Source organism: Hyphomonas sp. TMED31, assembly GCF_002172815.1.
Lineage (GTDB): Bacteria > Pseudomonadota > Alphaproteobacteria > Caulobacterales > Hyphomonadaceae > Hyphomonas > Hyphomonas atlantica.
Genome location: NZ_NHCK01000015.1, coordinates 1 through 17,032, shown reverse-complemented (window position 1 = coordinate 17,032; position 17,032 = coordinate 1). Strand labels below are relative to the sequence as shown.

Genomic DNA, 17,032 nt, shown 5'->3' with positions numbered 1-17,032 from the left:
GTCTCCACTTACCTCAGCTTCAGGGTTGCGAGGCCCGCGAGGGCGAACAGGACGGACAGTATCCAGAACCGGGCGACGACGCGCGTCTCTGGCCAGTTCTTTTTCTGAAAGTGGTGGTGCAGCGGCGCCATCAGGAAGATGCGCTTGCCTTCGCCGGTCAGTTTCCGTGTGATCTTGAACCAGCCGACCTGCATCATCACCGACAAGGCTTCGAGCACGAACAGGCCACCGATGATGACCAGCGCGAACTCATGCTTGGCCGCGACCGCCACGACGCCCAGCATGCCGCCGAGGCCCAGCGAGCCGGTATCGCCCATNAAGACCTTGGCCGGGTAGGCATTGTACCAGAGAAAGCCCATGCCCGCGCCAATCATGGCGCCAAGCAGAACGGCCAGTTCCCCNGTGCCGGGCGTGAACTGGATGCCGAGATAATCAGCGAACACGAAGTTACCCGTCAGGTAGGCGATCAGCGCATAGGANGCGGCGGCAAAGCTCATCGGCACNATGGCCAGCCCGTCGAGCCCATCGGTGAAGTTCACGGCGTTCGCACTGCCGACCACAACGATCATTCCNAACAGGATGAAGAAGGCGCCAAGCGGGAAGAAATAGTCATTCACAAAGGGCACGGCCACACCGCCTGCAAAGGCCGGGTCAGCAGGCTCAACGCTCGTCTTTGGCGCGAGGCTGGCGATGGTCTTTGCCAGATCGTTNAGNGGNCCCCATTCGGCATGNCCNGCCGGTGTGTGTGCGCCGTGCAAACCCATNATGAAGGCACAGGCCAGCGCCGCAATGCCGAAGCCGACCAGCAGGCGCAGCTTGGCCGAGACGCCCGCATCGGTCTGTTTGGAAACTTTGGCGAAATCGTCGAGGAAGCCGAGGAAGGCATAGGACAGGGTCACGAACAGGGTGACCCAGATGTACGGATTTTTCAGATTGCCCCAGAGCAATACGCCAATGACCAGGCCGAACCAGATCAGGAAGCCGCCCATGGTTGGTGTGCCCTGCTTCGAGAGCTGGGCTTCCAATGACAGGTCGCGGATCGGCTGCCCCTTACCCTGCCGGGCACGGAGGAAGTTGATCATCGCGTCGCCGAACATCACCGTCACAAGGAACGCCGTCACCACGGCGGCTCCCGAGCGGAAGGTGATATAGTTCAGAACATTGAATATACCGCTGTCTGCGGCCAGCCACTCATACAGCATCACCCAACCTTCGCGGTGCCTTCTGCCCCGCCTTCCATCTTACCCGTTGCCGACTCGCTCCATTGGCGAAGTCGGTCAGCTAGTTTCGCCATCCCGGACGCATTCGANCCCTTGATCAAGAGCACATCTCCATCTCGGAGTGCATTTTGCAGAGGATTCCACAGCTCTTCCCAATTGCGTGCCCAGATCGGCTCGAACTGGGGCGGAAGTGAGTCCGCCAGATGAGTCATTTTGTCGCCTGACAGGAATATGGCAGCTGGCCCGGTATCTGCCACCGGATCAGCCAGGCCTGCATGCTCCGCATCCGATGTATCGCCNATTTCCAGCATCTCGCCGAGCGCAATCAGGCGTCGTCCGCCACTGCGCCGCTGGAGGGCTGACAGCGAGGCGCGCATGCTGGCCGGGTTGGCATTATAGGCATCGTCGATCAGCGTGATCGCNCCGCCTTGTGGCAGGGTAATCTGTTCGGCCGTNCCGCGTCCCGGGGGCGGCGTGTANCCTGTNAGCGCCTCTGCGCAATCCTCGACNGCAAGNCCGGACTGGCTGGCCGCCAGCACGGCTGCCGCCGCGTTCATCGCCCAATGCTCGCCGACAGCGTTGATGGTGACCAGAACCGGCTTGCCGACGATGTCCAACTGGATGCGGCTTTCATTGCCATCGGTCTCATAGCCGACGACGCGAGCCGTGGCCTCGGCGCTGCGGCCAAAGCTTTCGAGATTCCCGGTTGGGCAAAAGCGCCGCGCGCGCCCGGCCAGATATTCAGAAAATTCGTCATCCGCGGGCAGGATAAACGTGCCGCCCGCTTCCAGCCCGCTGAAAATGTCGGCCTTCTCATGCGCCACGGCGCTGAGTGAACCAAGCCCCTCAAGATGCGCCCCGGCGATGCAGGTGACGATGCCGGTGTGCGGACGAACCATCTGGCTACGCGGCGCAATCTCACCCGGCGTCGACATGCCGATCTCGAAGACAGCGCGGGTGGTTTCTTCCGGCATGCGCGCCAGCGTCAGTGGCACGCCCCAGTGATTGTTGAAACTTTTGACATTCCAGTGCGCCGGGCCGAAGGCGCGATAGATCTGCGCCAACATTTCCTTGACGCTGGTCTTGCCAGCCGAGCCCGTTACCGCCGTGCGATGGGCGCCGCAGCGTACCCGCGCGGCCACGCCCATNTGCTCCAGCGCAGCAAGCACATCTTCGACCACGACTTGCGGCCCCAAACCGACCCGGCGCGAAACAAGCGCGCCCGCCGCCCCGGCGGCAAACGCCGCTTCAACGAAGTCATGGCCATCGCGCTGGTCCGTCAGGGCAACGAACAAATCGCCTGGCTTCAGGCTGCGCGTGTCGATCGACACAGAACCGGTCACCGCGAAGGGATCTGTCGCAGCGCCGCCCGTCACGAGCGCAATGTCTGAAGATGTCCAGAGCGGCGCACTCATCCGGCAACTCCCTTCAGGGCGTCGAGCGCCGTTTCCTGATCAGAGAACGGGATCACGTCCGCGCCGATGATCTGGCCGGTTTCGTGCCCTTTGCCAGCGATGACAAGCGTGTCGCCTTTTTGCAGTTCTGCGATCACCGTGCGGATCGCTTCGCCGCGATCACCAATCTCGCGCGCGTCCGGCGCNGCTTCGAGAATGGCATGCCGGATCTGGTCCGGGTCTTCGGAGCGGGGATTGTCATCCGTGACGATCACATCATCGGCCTGGCGCGCGGCGATCTCGCCCATGAGCGGACGTTTCTTCGCATCCCGGTCCCCGCCGCAGCCGAAAATCACTTTCAGGCGCCCGGCCGTGTGCGGACGAACAGCCCGCAGCAANACGTCAAGCCCATCCGGCGTGTGAGCATAATCCACGAACACGCCCGCGCCTGCCTCGGTCTTGCCGACGAGTTCCAACCGNCCTTTTACGGGCTTAAGTTTCATCAGCCCGTCGACCACTTGCTCCGGCTCCATGCCGAGCGAGAGGCAGATTGCCGCCGCCGCGAGCGCGTTGAGCGCCTGGAATTCTCCAATTAGGGGCAGCTCAAATGGCTTCCATTCCACATCGCGCCAGAACAGGTTCANCACCTGTCCGGTTGCGCGCGGCATGATCTCGTCAATCCAGAGGTCTTCCCCGCGCCAGCCAAACGACACGACCTGAAGGCCATGATCTGTCGCGGCCTTTTCGAACACGTCACGATGGTCNCTGTCNGCATTGACAATGGCCGGCATACCCTGACCGCCAAAATCACGGAACAGGCGCAGCTTCGCGTCGAGATATTCCTCCATCGTCGCATGATAATCGAGGTGGTCCTGCGTGAAGTTCAGGAACGCCACTGCCGACAAGTCCACACCATCCAGGCGGTGCTGTTCCAGGCCGTGACTGGAGGCCTCCATCGCGCAATGGCTNACCCCCTGCCCGACCAGTTCGTNCAAGGTCTCGTGAATGGTCACCGGGTCTGGTGTTGTGTGGCCAACATCAATNTTGCCCNTCGGGCCGATGGCCCCGAGCGTGCCCATCGAGGCAGCAGACAGCCCANCATTGGCCCAGATCTGGCGACAAAAATCGACCGTGGACGACTTTCCATTCGTTCCCGTCACGGCGGCAATCGTCTTCGGCTGCGCGGCATGAAACCGTTTCGCCGCCAGCGCCAGCGCCCGACGTGGTTCGTCTGCAATAACGTGCGCTGCGCCCGNNACATCCACACCNCCCTCGGACAGGACTGCCACGGCGCCTTTTTCGATAGCTTGCGGGATGTAGTCCCGCCCATCCGACACAGTGCCCTTCAGCGCAGCAAACAGATAGCCCGGCGCGACACGGCGGCTGTCTGCCGTCATGCCTTTGATCTCGATATCGCCCTGCTCGATGAGCGGGAACAGGTCTTTCAAACTGGTCACAAGGAACTCCTCTTCTCCTCGCCGGAGCGGAGGGCTGCGCCAGCCGGGCGGATATCCTCGAAGCGTGGGGCCAGCCCAAGAAGCGGAGCCACGCGCTCGATCATCCGTCCCGCTGCCGGAGCCGCATTGAACGCCGCCGTCGCGCCGATCTCCGATCCGGCCTTCGGATCATCCAGAGTGACGATCAGGGCATATTGGGGGCGATCATAGGGAAAGACTGCCGCAAAGCTCGTGACATTGCGGTCATCATAATATCCGCCATCAACCGGCTTCTCTGCGGTGCCGGTCTTTCCGGCGACGCGATAGCCGGCCACTTCGGCATTCTTGCCAGTGCCGGTGACCACCGCTTCGCGCATCATCACATTCACAATTTCTGCGGTCAGGGCGGACATGACCCGCACAGGCTCAGGCCGTTCGCGCGTGGCGTCCATGATCAGGGTCGGCTGAACCCGCTCTCCACCATTTGCAAAGGATGAGAAGGCCGCAAGGAACGCCATGGGCGACACGGCAATGCCGTGCCCATAGGANACGGTTGCNGAATAGAGATCNTCNAAGCGTTCCGGCAGGATGGGCGCCGAGCTGCCGGATAGTTCGATGGCTGCCCGTTCCATCAGGCCAGCACGGCGNAGGAAATCCTGCTGGCGGCGCGGACCGAGCTTCTCATTGATCCGCACCGTGCCGATGTTNGAACTCTTGGAAATAATGTGCGTGACATCCGCATCGCCATAGAGCGGGTGGTCATCCTCGATCTTGTAGCCGCGAATTTCGAGCGGCTTGCGTACGTCAAACATCTCNTTGGGATGGATCACACCCGCTTCGAGCGCGGCGGCGACGGTAAACGGCTTGAAGATCGAGCCCAGTTCATAGACGGCGCCCGTTGCCCGGTTCAGGCGGGAGGGGTCCGTCATGGAGATGTCGATGGANCGGTTCGGATCNAAGGGCGGCCAGCTGGCCATCGCGCGGATTTCTCCGGTCTGCGCATCCATCAGGATCGCCGCGCCGCCTTCGGCCTCATGNTCTACGGCAGATATTGCCAGTTCCGCTTCCACCGCGGCCTGCACACCATTGTCGATGGTCAGGCGTACCGGCTCACCACCGGCGGCAAGGCGTTCATTCTGNCTGTATTCGATGCCGCCTGCGCCGACGCCATCGATGTTCGTATAGCCGAGCACCTGACCGGCCAGCGTGCCGCGCGGATAGGCCCGGCGGCTTTCCTCTTCGAAGCGAAGGCCCTCAAGGCCCAGATCGAAAACGGCTTGGCGGCGGCGCGGGGNCAGGNCGCGCTCGACCCAGACAAACTCCCGGCTTTGATCGGACAGGCGGCGCGTCATGTCCTCGACGTCCAGGTCCGGCAACACGGTCGCCAGCGCCTCAGCGACTTCAGCCCCGTCCCAGATCAGTTTCGGATTGGCGACCAGCGAATAGGCGCTAACAGATGTCGCCAGCAGCTCACCATTTCGGTCCACTATATCTGCGCGCACCACACGCTCGGATTTCAGGCCTTCGCCGCGCGCAGGGGCCTTCTCGCCCGCAAGCGAGAGATAGCCGGCCTTTCCAGCCAGAACGACAAACAGCGCGCCGATCGCGAGACCAGCCAGCCGTGTCCGGTTCCGGGAGGCTTCGCTCACTCGGGCGCCTCCCCGTCCAGATCGGNTTCAGNGGTCTTNACAGCCAGGCTGTTCGGCTCGCCCACCAGCGCGTCGAGATCGCCCTCAGAGGCCATCTGCTCCGGCTTCGGCGGCGCCATGCCCAGCTCGGTGCGGGCGTATTCTTCAATCCATTCGCGACGGCTCANATGAGACAGCTCCGTCTCAAGCAGCGCCTTTTCGGATTCTGCGGCTTCGATCTGGGCTTCAATGGCCATCAATTCAGCGGCGGTATCCTTCGCGCCGTATTTTGCCCGATAGAGGCTGACAATCAGCAGGCCGATCACGACCAGTCCAAACAGGAATGCGCGGCGACTCATAGGGCGTCCTCCAGATCCGAGATGGGCGGCAAATTCATGCCGTCGCTGGCTTCATCCTCAATGGCAGGCGCGCTGGTCCGGATCGCGGCCCGCAACTTGGCAGACCGTGCGCGCGGATTGCCTTCAACTTCGTTAGCACCGGGCAGGATCGCCTTTGAAACCGGGAGATCGAAGGTCGCCCCCGGCCCCTGCTCAGCGACCGGCATGTGACGCGACCCGCTGCCCGCCTTGCCGGCACGGTTCTTCAGCCATTGCTTGACGAGGCGGTCTTCCAGCGAATGGAAGGTGACGATCACCAGCCGCCCACCGGGGCGCANAATCCGCTCTGCAGCGTGCAGCGCGCGGGCCAGCTCNCCCAGNTCGTCNTTCACATACATGCGGATCGCCTGGAAGGTCAGCGTCGCCGGGTGGATGCGCGCGCCCTTGCGCCCGCCCACAGCGGTCTCGACTGTTTCAGCCAGTTCCGTTGTTGTCTCGAATGGCGCGTCGGCGCGGCGCGCAACAATGGCCCGCGCAATGCGGCGGGACTGCTTTTCCTCGCCCAGACGGAAAATGATGTTGGCGAGATCCCGCTCAGCCATCTGATTGACCACGTCCGAAGCGCTCGGGCCGATTGCCCCCATGCGCATATCCAGCGGACCATGCTTCATGAAGGAAAAGCCGCGCTCAGCCTGGTCGATCTGGAAACTGGACACGCCAATGTCCAGCACCACACCGTCGACAGCCTCATGACCTGCCGCCTCGGCCAGTTCATCCATGTCACCGAAGCATCCGGGTAACGGAACGAGTCGTTCCGTTTCCGCCTGAAGCGCCTTGGCCCGGGCAATGGCGTCTTCATCCCGATCAATTGCCAGCAGGGTGCAGTTCGCGGCGGNAAGNATGGCCCGGCTGTANCCGCCGCCNCCGAATGTGCCATCAATGATCACGTCACCATCGCGCNNCGCGAGCCATTCGACCACTTCATCCAGCATGACCGGCTTGTGGCCAGTGTCCGCCGCAGGGAGGGTTGGGGAATCTGACGCCATCAGCCCTCTCCCCCATCAACAAGCTTCAATGCTGCACCGCCATTGGCTTGCTGCATCAGCACTTCGGAATAGGCCTGGCCCAACGCCTCCAGCGTGTCTTCCTTGGCGGCCTCGGCAGCCATCGCATCGAAGTGCTCGGCATGGCGATCCGGATTCCAGATCTGGAAACTGTCCATATTGCCGGCGAACTTCACGCGGCCGTCGAGGCCAGCCGCCTTGATCAGTTCGTCCGTCAGCTTGATCCGGCCGGTGTCATCCATCTTGAGGTCAGCCGATCCGGCGATGATGCGGGTAACCAGNGCCTTGCGTGCAGGGGAGTGGGGCGCAAGGCGCGTCAGCGTGGCGCGATACATCGCCATCAGGGCTTCACCGCCGCCTTCGAGACAGCCTGAACCATCCAGTGCCGACCACAGGAAGATGCGATTTCCGCCACCCAGCGCCGCGCGAAAGGGTGCGGGTATGGANACCCGTCCTTTAGCATCAATTGCGCTTTCATAGGTGGAAACAAACACCCGCTAACCCTGTCTTGAAATGCCTCAACCCCACATGGGTAAACCATGTATTAACGTGGAGTATCATGGGACAGTATGGGCCTCAATGGGCGCTGTGGATGAATCGAANTATCCACACGCCNTAAGNGCAGGAACAAACAACAAATATTAGCAGAACAAATCAGAACCNGNGGATGGGNCAGTATGGGCTTTGCGAAAATTTCCGTTGTGAATCAGGTTCCTGAAGCCCCCTGCCCGGTCCGCCAGNCCTGATCACGCCGGATATGTCATTTTTTGATGAATTCCACAGTTCGTTTCGCAAGCGACCTGATATCGGGCAGNCCGNCCTCTTTTCACTCGCGCAATGCTTNCCCTCATTGAAAAAGCCCCGAAGCAATGCTTCGAGGCCTTCAAGTAATCAGCAAAAGCGTCCTGACTGAGATCAGGCCGGCGCGGTCGCTGTAACGGCTTCTGCAGCCAGAACGCGCGCCACGGCATTTACCACCGCGCCGATACGGATGCCTGCCTGCACCTGTTCCGCCGACANGCCATGCTTGCGCAACTCGGCCTCNTGCGCGTCGAGACACATGCCACANCCATTCACGGCCGACACGCCCAGCGAATAGAGCTCGAAGTCTGCCTTCTCGATGCCCGGCGCGCCNATCACATTCATCCGCAGCTTGGCTGGCAGGGTNTTGTAGGTCGGTGCGCTGATCAGGTGGATCGAGCGGTAATAGACATTGTTCATGCCCATGATGGCGCTGGCCGCCTTGGCTGCCTTGATCGCCTCGGGGCTCAGCTTCTCTTCCGCTTCGGCCTGCAGCGCGGTCAGCGTCTGCGGCTCGCCCACGGCATGGGCGCAGGCCAGGAAGCAGCCATATTTCTGTTGGTCNCTCAGCAATTGCTCGTTCATCAACGAACCGAGATTGAGCTTAAGGTCCTTCGCATAGNCAGGCAGCGAAGATTTCAGGGACTCGATAGACATGAATCCTCATCCTTCCGGGATCAGTAATTAGATTTCGATGTGACGGGAGCGAAGTGGCCCGACAAGCCTGTAAGGCTGGGTGGGAGGGGAGTGCCAACGTCCGTGGAACTGGGTGGACGATGGGCCTGCCGGGCCATGCGTCACGCTGATGGGNAGACGCTCCTAGGGGTGGGGGAGGGAGAGGAGCATCTTCCCGGGAGTATCAGCGTGCGCTCAGTATATGCGCGAACTAGGCAGCTGGTTCCAAAGTTTCTCCGCCGACCGGGCGGTTACATGGGCACAGCTCGTCAGTTTGCAGGGCGTCAAGCACGCGAAGCGTGTCTGCCGGGCTGCGGCCAACGTTCAGATTGGTGACGTAGACGTGCTGGATGACGTTGTGTGGGTCGACAACNAAGGTCGCACGATAGGCAACGCCTTCAGACGGCTCGCGCACGCCCAGACCGTCAACCAGCTCGCCGCGCGTATCAGCGAATTGCCAGATTGGCAGTTCTGCGAGGTCTGCGTGGTCGCGGCGCCATGCCAGCTTCACGAACTCGTTGTCAGTCGAACCGCCGAGCACAACCGCGTCGCGGTCTTCGAAGTCGCCAGCCAGACGGGCNAATTCAGCAATTTCAGTCGGGCANACGAANGTGAAGTCTTTCGGGTAGAAGAAGATGACCTTCCACTTGCCTTCAAAGGAGTCCTGCGTGATCGGCTCGAACGCGCTCTCGCCGTTCTGCTCATGCTGCATGAATTTCGGCTTTACGCCGGTGACAGTGAACTCGGGAAGCTTTTCGCCAATGCCAAGCATAGTGATTCTCCTGGGTAAGATTTTTTGCTGCCGGGACGGTGGGCCCGGTTGCGCTGCCTTTACGCAGATGCGGCAAAAAGAAAAATTGATAATTTCCATTCCCGGTATAGATGGAATCTATGATTATACCCACACTCCGCCAACTGCAGTATCTAGTGGCCCTTGGAGAGACCGGATCCTTCTCCAGAGCCGCTGAAGCGTGCCATGTGACGCAGCCTACCCTGTCGGCTGGCATCAAGGAATTGGAAGACCTGCTCGGCGTGAAACTGGCCGAACGCGAACCTCGCGGCGCGAAGCTGACCCATGCAGGTGAACTCGCCGTTTCACGCGCCAATGCTCTGATCAATGACGCGCATTCCCTCGTGCAATCCGTTCAGAGCGCTGGCGCCTTGCTGACAGGCCCCTTCCATCTCGGCGCCATCCCGACGATTGCGCCTTTCGTGCTGCCCGCAGCGGTGCGGGCCCTCAGCGAGCAATTCCCCGCCCTGAAACTGTACCTGCACGAAGAGAAGACCCCGCGCCTGATCGACCAATTGCGGACCCGCACGCTGGATGCGGCCCTGATCGCCCTGCCTTGGGACGTGCCGGGAATCGAAATGCTGCCGCTATTCGACGATGAGTTCCTGTTTGCCGCGCCCGCCTCTCACCCTTTGGCACACAAGAATGCANTGTCGCCTGAAGACCTGTCTGGCGAGAACATGCTGCTGCTGGAAGACGGGCACTGTCTGCGCGACCATGCGCTGTCCATCTGCCGCATGAAGACGGGCAACTCGACCGAACAGGTTGCGGCAACGTCGCTCGGCACCCTCGTCAACATGATTGCGGGCGGCCTCGGCGTNTCATTGCTGCCAAAGCTGGCGACCAACAATGGCCTGAATATCGGGCCNGACGTGNCGCTCAGGGAATTCGTGAACCCNGTTGTTGGACGACAGATCGGCATCGCCTGGCGCACCGGCAGTCCCCGAGAGGCCGACGCCCGGAAGATNGGCGAAATCGTGAAAGCCGCCACGCACCATTAGTCCCCTNCCCCAGTTNTCGTCACGGCGTAAGGATTGACGCCTCCTGGCACGGGGGCTATTNNATAACGCGTTATATAACAGATTATGGATGGGCTCGATGTCGCAAGATATTCTGGAACAGGTTGGCTATCTGGGTCTGGCCAGCCGATTGAAACGCCTCGCCGACCGGCTNCAGGCCGAAGCGGTCAGCGTGTTCGACAATCGCGCCTATCCGATCCAGACCACGCATTTTCCCCTGATCGCCGCACTGGAGGCGAGCGGGCCGCTCAGCGTGTCCGCCGCAGTGGAGGCCACCGGCGTCAGCCAGCCCGCCATTACGCGCATTCACAATGCCTTGCAGGGCATGGGCCTGACCGATACGCGAGCNGTTGAGGGCGACAATCGCCAGAAGGAAATATTCCTTACACCCGCTGGTCAGGCGCTCGTCGCCGAAATGCGCGCCAGCTTCTGGCCCGCNGTACGCGACGCCGCGCAGCAGCTCTGCGCGTTTCCGGACCATGACNTGCTTGCCGAAATCAGCCTCGTGGAATCGCGCCTTGCCGAGCATCCGCTCTCTGCCCGGATCGAGCATGTCGCCAACCCCGCTGGGCTGGAAAACGTGGAGTTCACGGATGACCTCGCCCCGCATTTCGACCGCATCTCGCGCGAATGGGTGGAAGAGATGTTCCGGCTGGAGGCCGAAGACATCGCCATGATCGAAAATCCGCGCGCGAAAGTGATCGACAAGGGCGGTACCATTCTCTTCGTCCGCGACCCGGAGTTGGGCATCATTGGCACCTGCGCCTTGATGCCTATGGAAGATGGCGGCGTGGAGCTGACCAAGATGGGCGTCCTGAGTTCCGCGCGGGGGCGCCGCGCCGGAGACTTCCTGATGCGCCAGATCCTGAAACGCGCCCGCGAAATGAAGGTGCAGGACCTGTTCCTGCTGACCAATTCAAAATGCGANGCGGCCATCCGCCTGTATGAGAAGTACGGCTTTCNGCATGACGCGGANATCATGCGCCGCTATGGCCACCGCTATGAACGCTGCGATGTGACCATGTCCTATGCGATGCCAACCCCCAACTAAAAAGCCCCGCCGATGTGGCGAGGCTTTCCGTCCGGTCTTGGCCGGAAACTCCCTTTGCACCTTGGCCTAGCTTGCCTTGCGCTCGTCCCGCACGTCGAGATCATACTCACGCACCTTGCGGTANAGCGTTGAGCGCCCGATGCCCAGGCGACGTGACACCTCGCTCATATGCCCCTCATAGAAATCAATCGCATACTGAAGGATATCGCGCTCGATATCATTCAACGCACGAATCTCTCCGACCTCATCCTGAATGGCAACCGGACCATTACCGCCGGTCTGGGGCACCGTATCGGCAGCCGCTGGCATGACGCCGGCAGGNGTTTGCGGCAACATGGACACATCCGGCATCTGGCCGGAGATCTGCGGGAAATCCTGCGGGCGCAGCTGATCACCATCACACAGCACCACTGCACGGAAGACTGCATTTTCCAGCTGGCGGACGTTACCCGGCCAGTCATAGGCNTANAGCATCTTCATCGTGTCGTCGGCAACGCNGGACACCTTTGCGCCTTCGCTGGCATTGAAGCGGCTGACGAAATGATCGACCAGNGCCGGAATGTCATCGCGCCGTTCGCGCAGCGCCGGCATGTCGATCGGATACACGTTGAGGCGATAGAACAGGTCTTCGCGGAANGTGCCTTCGGACACTTGCTGCGACAGNTCTCGGTTCGTGGCCGAGATGATCCGCACATCCACCTTGGTCGGGCGGCGGGAGCCAACAGCGTCCACCTCCCCTTCCTGCAGGGCACGGAGCAGTTTGACCTGCGCATCCAGCGGCAGCTCCCCGACTTCGTCCAGGAACAGCGTGCCGCCATCGGCCTCAACAAACTTGCCGAGCGACTTTGATACAGCCCCGGTAAAAGCCCCCTTCTCATGGCCGAACAGGATCGACTCAACCAGGTTTTCCGGAATGGCGCCGCAGTTCACCGTCACGAAAGGCTTTCCGGCCCGGCCGGACGCGCCCTGGATACAGCGGGCAACGACTTCCTTACCCACACCGCTTTCCCCCAGGATCAGGACCGGAATCTCAGAGCTCGCNGCGCGTTCAGCCAGGCGAACNACCTGACGCATCGGCGCCGCGCTGGCGATCATGTCGTCAAAGCTCATGCCGCCTTCCGCCTTGCGGGACAGGCGCTTGACCTCCCCNGACAAGGTTTGCAGCTTCAGCGCATTCTGGATCGAGACAACGACGCGTTCGGGGTTGGCGGGCTTCACGATGAAATCGACCGCACCGCGACGCATGGATTGGACAATCGTGTCGATCCCGCTCGTGGCGGTCAGCATGATCACCGGCAGGTCNGACCGTTTGGCCGAAAGACGCTCCAGCGTGTCCATGCCCGACAGGCCCGGCATGGTCAGGTCCAGCAGGACCACATCAATGCCGTCCTTCGGATCCGACGCGAGNGCAAGCCCCGCNTCACCGTCCGGAGCCGTGCGACACGCGAAGCCGGCCTTTTCAACTGCTGCTTGTANAAGCCGCCGCTGGGTTGGATCGTCATCAATTACCAAAACCGTCTTTGCCATAGCAAATACTACCCTTCCATGCCCCCGTCCCGACCTGCTCGTCGGTCCGTGAAATTCACTGTCTGACACAAAGCGGAACAGGTTCGTCCCGTATCGTTACGCCCCGTTCTGACACACTGAGGTGGAANTCCCGTTGAATGGATCGGTCAAATTTGATGCAAAATTTTCCAGCCCCGGGCATATGGAACATCATTCACGCTTTGTGTCCGAACGTTTCAACTCGCGTGTTAGGGGAACCTCTACTTTAACCGTCCCCTGACAGTTGAATCACAATTNTGGAAAGTACGTGTTCTGTANTAACCAAAACAGAACACAAAGCTTACCGAGTCTGAACCTCGANGCCCCTCGCGCGACCGCATGCGCGCCAGTGCGCTTGCAACGAGAGACCGCCTTCAGCCGTCGAGCATAACAATTGCGAGAGCCGGAAAAAAAATCCGCAAACCCGCATCGACAAAGCTTTGAAAACTTTCTAGTCAGCTGAGCTTCATCTGGCGTAGGGTATCCCTTTGGGGGAGCGCAAGAAACTCGGGGAAGAGACTCATCCTGACGAAGAGAAATCGCCACTTCGATAGTGATGGCACGGGCCGTTCGCGCTCGGACGAGATTCTGCGCGAAGCGCTGAGAAAATCCTTTGAAGACAGCCTGAAAGCCCCGCCATCACAGCGTTTGGAAGATCTCATGCGGGAATTGCGCAAGAAGGAAAAGGCCAAGAAAGACGGCGCATAAGCGCCGCCTCGCAGGGCGTGGCCCTCGCCTGTCCTGCTACAGGTCTTCCGGCTGTTGCCGCACCACTCCNGCCAGCAATGCCGGCGACAGGGGGCGGCGAAACTTCACGCCCACCACTTCATCCTGACGCCAGTGCTGATCGCACTCCACGCGGAAGCTTGCATCGCCCGGCGTGGTTTTCACGAGCAGGTAAAACGTGTCGGGAAGGTTGCCCCACCCCCCGACTTGCAGCCACGCGCCCTTTGCGCAGATATCGCGCACCTGCACGCTGCGGGCCTGTGTGTAGTCGTCCAGAACGATCCAGGCGGATACGTTATCCTGCACAACATCATTGTGTGGCAATTCAGGAAGGCCCCGACCGAAGTCAGGGTTGAAATTTGCGAAGTCGGTCATCAGNGTCCAACGCTTGACGTTATAGTGGTTTCCAGCCCTTAACGAATGTGTACAGGGCATAGTTACTTATGCAAGCTTTAGCCCACGTAGAACTGCGCCCTGATCAAAATAGGGTCTTTCGCAAATTATCTTGTCGCTGCCAGGGGCGAACTCGAACGAGGCCGCCATCCGCACCCTGAAGTTGTGCCCGGTNGGCGGGATCACCCGGTCCCCCACCCTCAATGGGCCGGTATGCGTGCCGGTTAACCAGAATTCGACCAGCACCGTGTCGGCCGCCTCATCGGCGGCAATCGAGATGATTTCATTGTCCTGGTCCGGGAAGGGCGTGCGCGACAGCTCGAAATAGCGACGCACGGCCTCCGCCCCGTCAAACACCTGCCCGCCCCCATGCATCTCATACCGCAGATGCTAAAACGTCTCCAAAACCGCGTCCCAGTCATGCGTCACCTCCAACGCCATATGACGACGGACAGTCTCGATACGGGATTGAGTGAGGGGGGGGCATTTAGCTCGCCTCAATTTTGTGTAATCGCCATCAGGCGAGTTCGAAACATACTCTTTCACCTACACAGAGTACTTCACGAGAACTCTTCTTGATGCTTATCTACCTCTAGTGGGGGAGCATATGGAAGATATTCAGCACAACATAATTCAATTTCTCGAACAGTACGCATCTTTCATTCCAGAGTCCTATTGGCCCATTATATCGTTGTCTCTAGCAGCTATACTTATTGTTGGCGGTCTACTGCAAAGGATCCTGTCCGCTTGGTTCGGATTCACAAGCTTTTTCAAAAGCCTGTTTGGAACCAAAACGCGATCAAGTGTGCTCGCACCAAAACGGGCTCGAGTACTTAGAGAAGTTTGGCTGCGCGAACGGAGTATGGGCTCCATAGAACCAATGGAAAAGCCGGATGTTTCCACACCCATAATCTCATTCATCAACATGAAGGGGGGAGTAGGAAAGACTACTGTAGCCGCTAACGTGGGAGCTCACCTTGAAACCAAAGGCGCAAGAGTACTTTTCGTAGATTTCGACTACCAAGGCACGCTTTCCTTAATGGTAGCCTCCTCAATGAATAAAGATCGCCTGGATGCAAACTCGTATCTATTGTTGGAAGATCGCCCCTACTCCGAGGTGCGACAGCACATTCACCGTTTCGACGGCCACCCCAACATAGGCCTATTGGCTGCTCACTACATTTTATTCCGTGATGAGATGGAGTTATTTGCAAATTGGGCAGCCGATGGGTCCTCCTACGATATTCGTTTCGCGATGAAGCGGATTTTGCACGACCCCCTTTGTCAGAATGACTGGGATATCATAATTATTGACTGCGGCCCCAGATTTACCACGAGCACCATAAACGCCTTGTGCGCATCCACGCACGTTGTGATACCAGTGATATTAGATGAGCCCTCGGCGCAGGCTGTCGGGTACCTATCAAAGGAGTTTGAGGAACACCGCGCAGAACTCTTCCCCTACCTGAACCTTTTGGGAGTTATTCCCACGATGATAGATCAAGACCCACCGAACAGACGAGTTCCAAAGTTCAAACCCTCCGAACTGGAGCAGTTGGAGGCAGTGGAAGATGCCGTTTCAGATACATGGCATAGAGAAGGACTCGTTCTTAGAAATGCACGAATCCCAGACCGGTCATCTATCTCACAGCATTCTGACCAAATCGCCTACTATGTCAGCGGCGAAGCAAGACGCGTTTTCAAACGTGCTACTGGTATTCTTCTGCGGAGACTAAAAGATGAAAATTACAGAACTGATTGGAAAGATTAACACTCTAGAAATCAGTACAGCTGACGCTGAGGCTCTTGAGAAAGCACTTAAGAGGTTTGGCGCAATGTCTATCTTGGAGTTCAGCGCATTCCTAAATAAGCAGAAGCTGCCTTCTGCTGCGAAAGACTATGTTAGTTTGACCCGAAAGTTGAAAGAACTGAAAGCAGAGCCCTCAAAGTTCGACGCCGAATTGAATGCTCTTGCCCGCAAAGTCACTAAGCAAGACCTTCAGGCAATCTTCAAGGAACTGTTTGAAACCCGCTCTACTTTGCCAGCTAAGCTGACCAAACCCGAAATGCTGGAACGCATAAAACGGCAACGGCGCCGTGATGCAAACTTCGCCTCCGCATAGCCGAACACAACAAGAACACCCTAGACACCTCCCCTCGCTCGCCCCATATCTGGCGGCATGGCTCCTCCCCCTCCCCCGAAAGGCGTTTCTGAAGCGCCCAGCGTGTTTTCGCTTGATGGGTTCGCGCGCGATGCTGCGGGCGCCCTGCCGTCTGACAACTGGACCCCGCACCGGCCTGACCGGGACTGGGTCAAGCTGGAGGGCGGCAAGCGCTTCAAGGTGCATTCCGACTACGAGCCGGCGGGCGACCAGCGCACCGCGATCCCCGAACTCGTCGAGGGCATCGGCGCAGGCGAGCGCGACCAGGTGCTGCTCGGCGCGACAGGCACGGGCAAGACCTTCACCATGGCCAAGATCATCGAGGCGACCCAGCGCCCGGCCCTGATCCTCGCGCCGAACAAGACGCTCGCCGCCCAGCTCTATGGCGAGTTCAAATCCTTCTTCCCCGAGAACTCGGTCGAGTATTTCGTCTCCTATTACGACTATTACCAGCCCGAGGCCTATGTGCCGCGCTCTGACCTCTATATCGAGAAGGAATCCTCCATCAACGAGGCCATCGACCGGATGCGCCACTCGGCCACCCGCGCCATCCTGGAGCGCGATGACGTGATCATCGTGGCGTCCGTCTCGTGCATCTACGGCATCGGATCGGTCGAGACCTACACCTCGATGACGTTCAAGCTGGAAGAGGGCCAGCGCATTGATCCGCGCGCCGTCGCCGAACAGCTCGTCGCCAATCAGTACACGCGCAACGACATGAACTTCGTACGCGGCACATTCCGCGTGAAGGGCGACGTGGTCGACATCTACCCGGCCCACTTCGAGGACC

General features: G+C 59.8%; 16 protein-coding genes. 5 read left to right on the top strand and 11 right to left on the bottom strand.

Annotation, left to right across the window (positions count from 1 at the left end; translation table 11 throughout):
* Positions 1-8 precede the first annotated feature (8 nt).
* The 9 genes from mraY to CBB91_RS02485 form a co-directional block, all read right to left on the bottom strand.
* A complete protein-coding gene (gene mraY, locus CBB91_RS02525; RefSeq protein WP_273011728.1) occupies positions 9-1,202 on the bottom strand; it encodes a phospho-N-acetylmuramoyl-pentapeptide-transferase in 1,194 nt (397 codons plus the stop codon).
* The gene (gene murF, locus CBB91_RS02520; protein ID WP_273011725.1) at positions 1,202-2,635 is read right to left on the bottom strand and encodes a UDP-N-acetylmuramoyl-tripeptide--D-alanyl-D-alanine ligase; all 1,434 of its coding nucleotides are present in this window, start codon (positions 2,633-2,635) and stop codon (positions 1,202-1,204) included. The genes mraY and murF overlap by 1 nt, the downstream gene beginning before the upstream one ends.
* Positions 2,632-4,071, bottom strand: a complete 1,440-nt coding sequence (locus CBB91_RS02515) for a UDP-N-acetylmuramoyl-L-alanyl-D-glutamate--2,6-diaminopimelate ligase (RefSeq protein WP_273011722.1) — start codon at positions 4,069-4,071, stop codon at positions 2,632-2,634. Before CBB91_RS02515 ends, murF begins: the two co-directional genes overlap by 4 nt.
* On the bottom strand, positions 4,068-5,699 hold the full coding sequence (locus CBB91_RS02510; protein ID WP_273011720.1) for a penicillin-binding protein 2: 1,632 nt from the start codon (positions 5,697-5,699) through the stop codon (positions 4,068-4,070). Before CBB91_RS02510 ends, CBB91_RS02515 begins: the two co-directional genes overlap by 4 nt.
* The gene (locus CBB91_RS02505; protein ID WP_273011718.1) at positions 5,696-6,037 is read right to left on the bottom strand and encodes a septum formation initiator family protein; all 342 of its coding nucleotides are present in this window, start codon (positions 6,035-6,037) and stop codon (positions 5,696-5,698) included. Before CBB91_RS02505 ends, CBB91_RS02510 begins: the two co-directional genes overlap by 4 nt.
* A complete protein-coding gene (gene rsmH, locus CBB91_RS02500) occupies positions 6,034-7,062 on the bottom strand; it encodes a 16S rRNA (cytosine(1402)-N(4))-methyltransferase RsmH (protein ID WP_273011715.1) in 1,029 nt (342 codons plus the stop codon). The genes CBB91_RS02505 and rsmH overlap by 4 nt, the downstream gene beginning before the upstream one ends.
* Complete coding sequence (locus CBB91_RS02495) at positions 7,062-7,574, bottom strand: hypothetical protein (RefSeq protein WP_273011712.1); 513 nt, start codon at positions 7,572-7,574, stop codon at positions 7,062-7,064. The genes rsmH and CBB91_RS02495 overlap by 1 nt, the downstream gene beginning before the upstream one ends.
* Before the next feature lie 421 nt (positions 7,575-7,995).
* Positions 7,996-8,538, bottom strand: a complete 543-nt coding sequence (locus CBB91_RS02490; protein WP_273011710.1) for a carboxymuconolactone decarboxylase family protein — start codon at positions 8,536-8,538, stop codon at positions 7,996-7,998.
* 229 nt (positions 8,539-8,767) lie between these two features.
* Positions 8,768-9,328, bottom strand: coding sequence for a peroxiredoxin (locus CBB91_RS02485; RefSeq protein WP_273011707.1), 561 nt, complete (start codon positions 9,326-9,328; stop codon positions 8,768-8,770).
* Between the two features lie 110 nt (positions 9,329-9,438).
* Between CBB91_RS02485 and CBB91_RS02480 the strand changes: the two genes are divergently transcribed.
* The gene (locus tag CBB91_RS02480) at positions 9,439-10,347 is read left to right on the top strand and encodes a hydrogen peroxide-inducible genes activator (protein ID WP_273011704.1); all 909 of its coding nucleotides are present in this window, start codon (positions 9,439-9,441) and stop codon (positions 10,345-10,347) included.
* Between the two features lie 97 nt (positions 10,348-10,444).
* A complete protein-coding gene (locus tag CBB91_RS02475) occupies positions 10,445-11,416 on the top strand; it encodes a bifunctional helix-turn-helix transcriptional regulator/GNAT family N-acetyltransferase (protein WP_273011701.1) in 972 nt (323 codons plus the stop codon).
* Positions 11,417-11,482: 66 nt separating this feature from the next.
* On the opposite strand, the gene CBB91_RS02470 is transcribed toward CBB91_RS02475, so the two are convergent.
* Complete coding sequence (locus CBB91_RS02470) at positions 11,483-12,943, bottom strand: sigma-54 dependent transcriptional regulator (protein ID WP_273011698.1); 1,461 nt, start codon at positions 12,941-12,943, stop codon at positions 11,483-11,485.
* 1,185 nt (positions 12,944-14,128) lie between these two features.
* A complete protein-coding gene (locus tag CBB91_RS02465; protein WP_273011696.1) occupies positions 14,129-14,455 on the bottom strand; it encodes a nuclear transport factor 2 family protein in 327 nt (108 codons plus the stop codon).
* A gap of 505 nt (positions 14,456-14,960) precedes the next feature.
* On the opposite strand from CBB91_RS02465, the gene CBB91_RS02460 reads away from it, so the two are divergent.
* From CBB91_RS02460 to CBB91_RS02450, 3 genes are all read left to right on the top strand, one after another.
* A complete protein-coding gene (locus CBB91_RS02460) occupies positions 14,961-15,851 on the top strand; it encodes an AAA family ATPase (protein ID WP_162176007.1) in 891 nt (296 codons plus the stop codon).
* Positions 15,820-16,203, top strand: coding sequence for a hypothetical protein (locus CBB91_RS02455; RefSeq protein ID WP_273011693.1), 384 nt, complete (start codon positions 15,820-15,822; stop codon positions 16,201-16,203). The genes CBB91_RS02460 and CBB91_RS02455 overlap by 32 nt, the downstream gene beginning before the upstream one ends.
* Before the next feature lie 57 nt (positions 16,204-16,260).
* On the top strand, positions 16,261-17,032 hold a 772-nt coding region (locus CBB91_RS02450), incomplete at its 3' end, for a DEAD/DEAH box helicase family protein (RefSeq protein ID WP_288145214.1).

What these genes read in the sequence shown, in the direction of transcription:
- CBB91_RS02460 (WP_162176007.1), top strand. Translation starts at nt 14,961, where the DNA reads ATGGAAAAGCCGGATGTTTCCACACCCATAATCTCATTCATCAACATG.
- CBB91_RS02455 (WP_273011693.1), top strand. Translation starts at nt 15,820, where the DNA reads ATGAAAATTACAGAACTGATTGGAAAGATTAACACTCTAGAAATCAGT.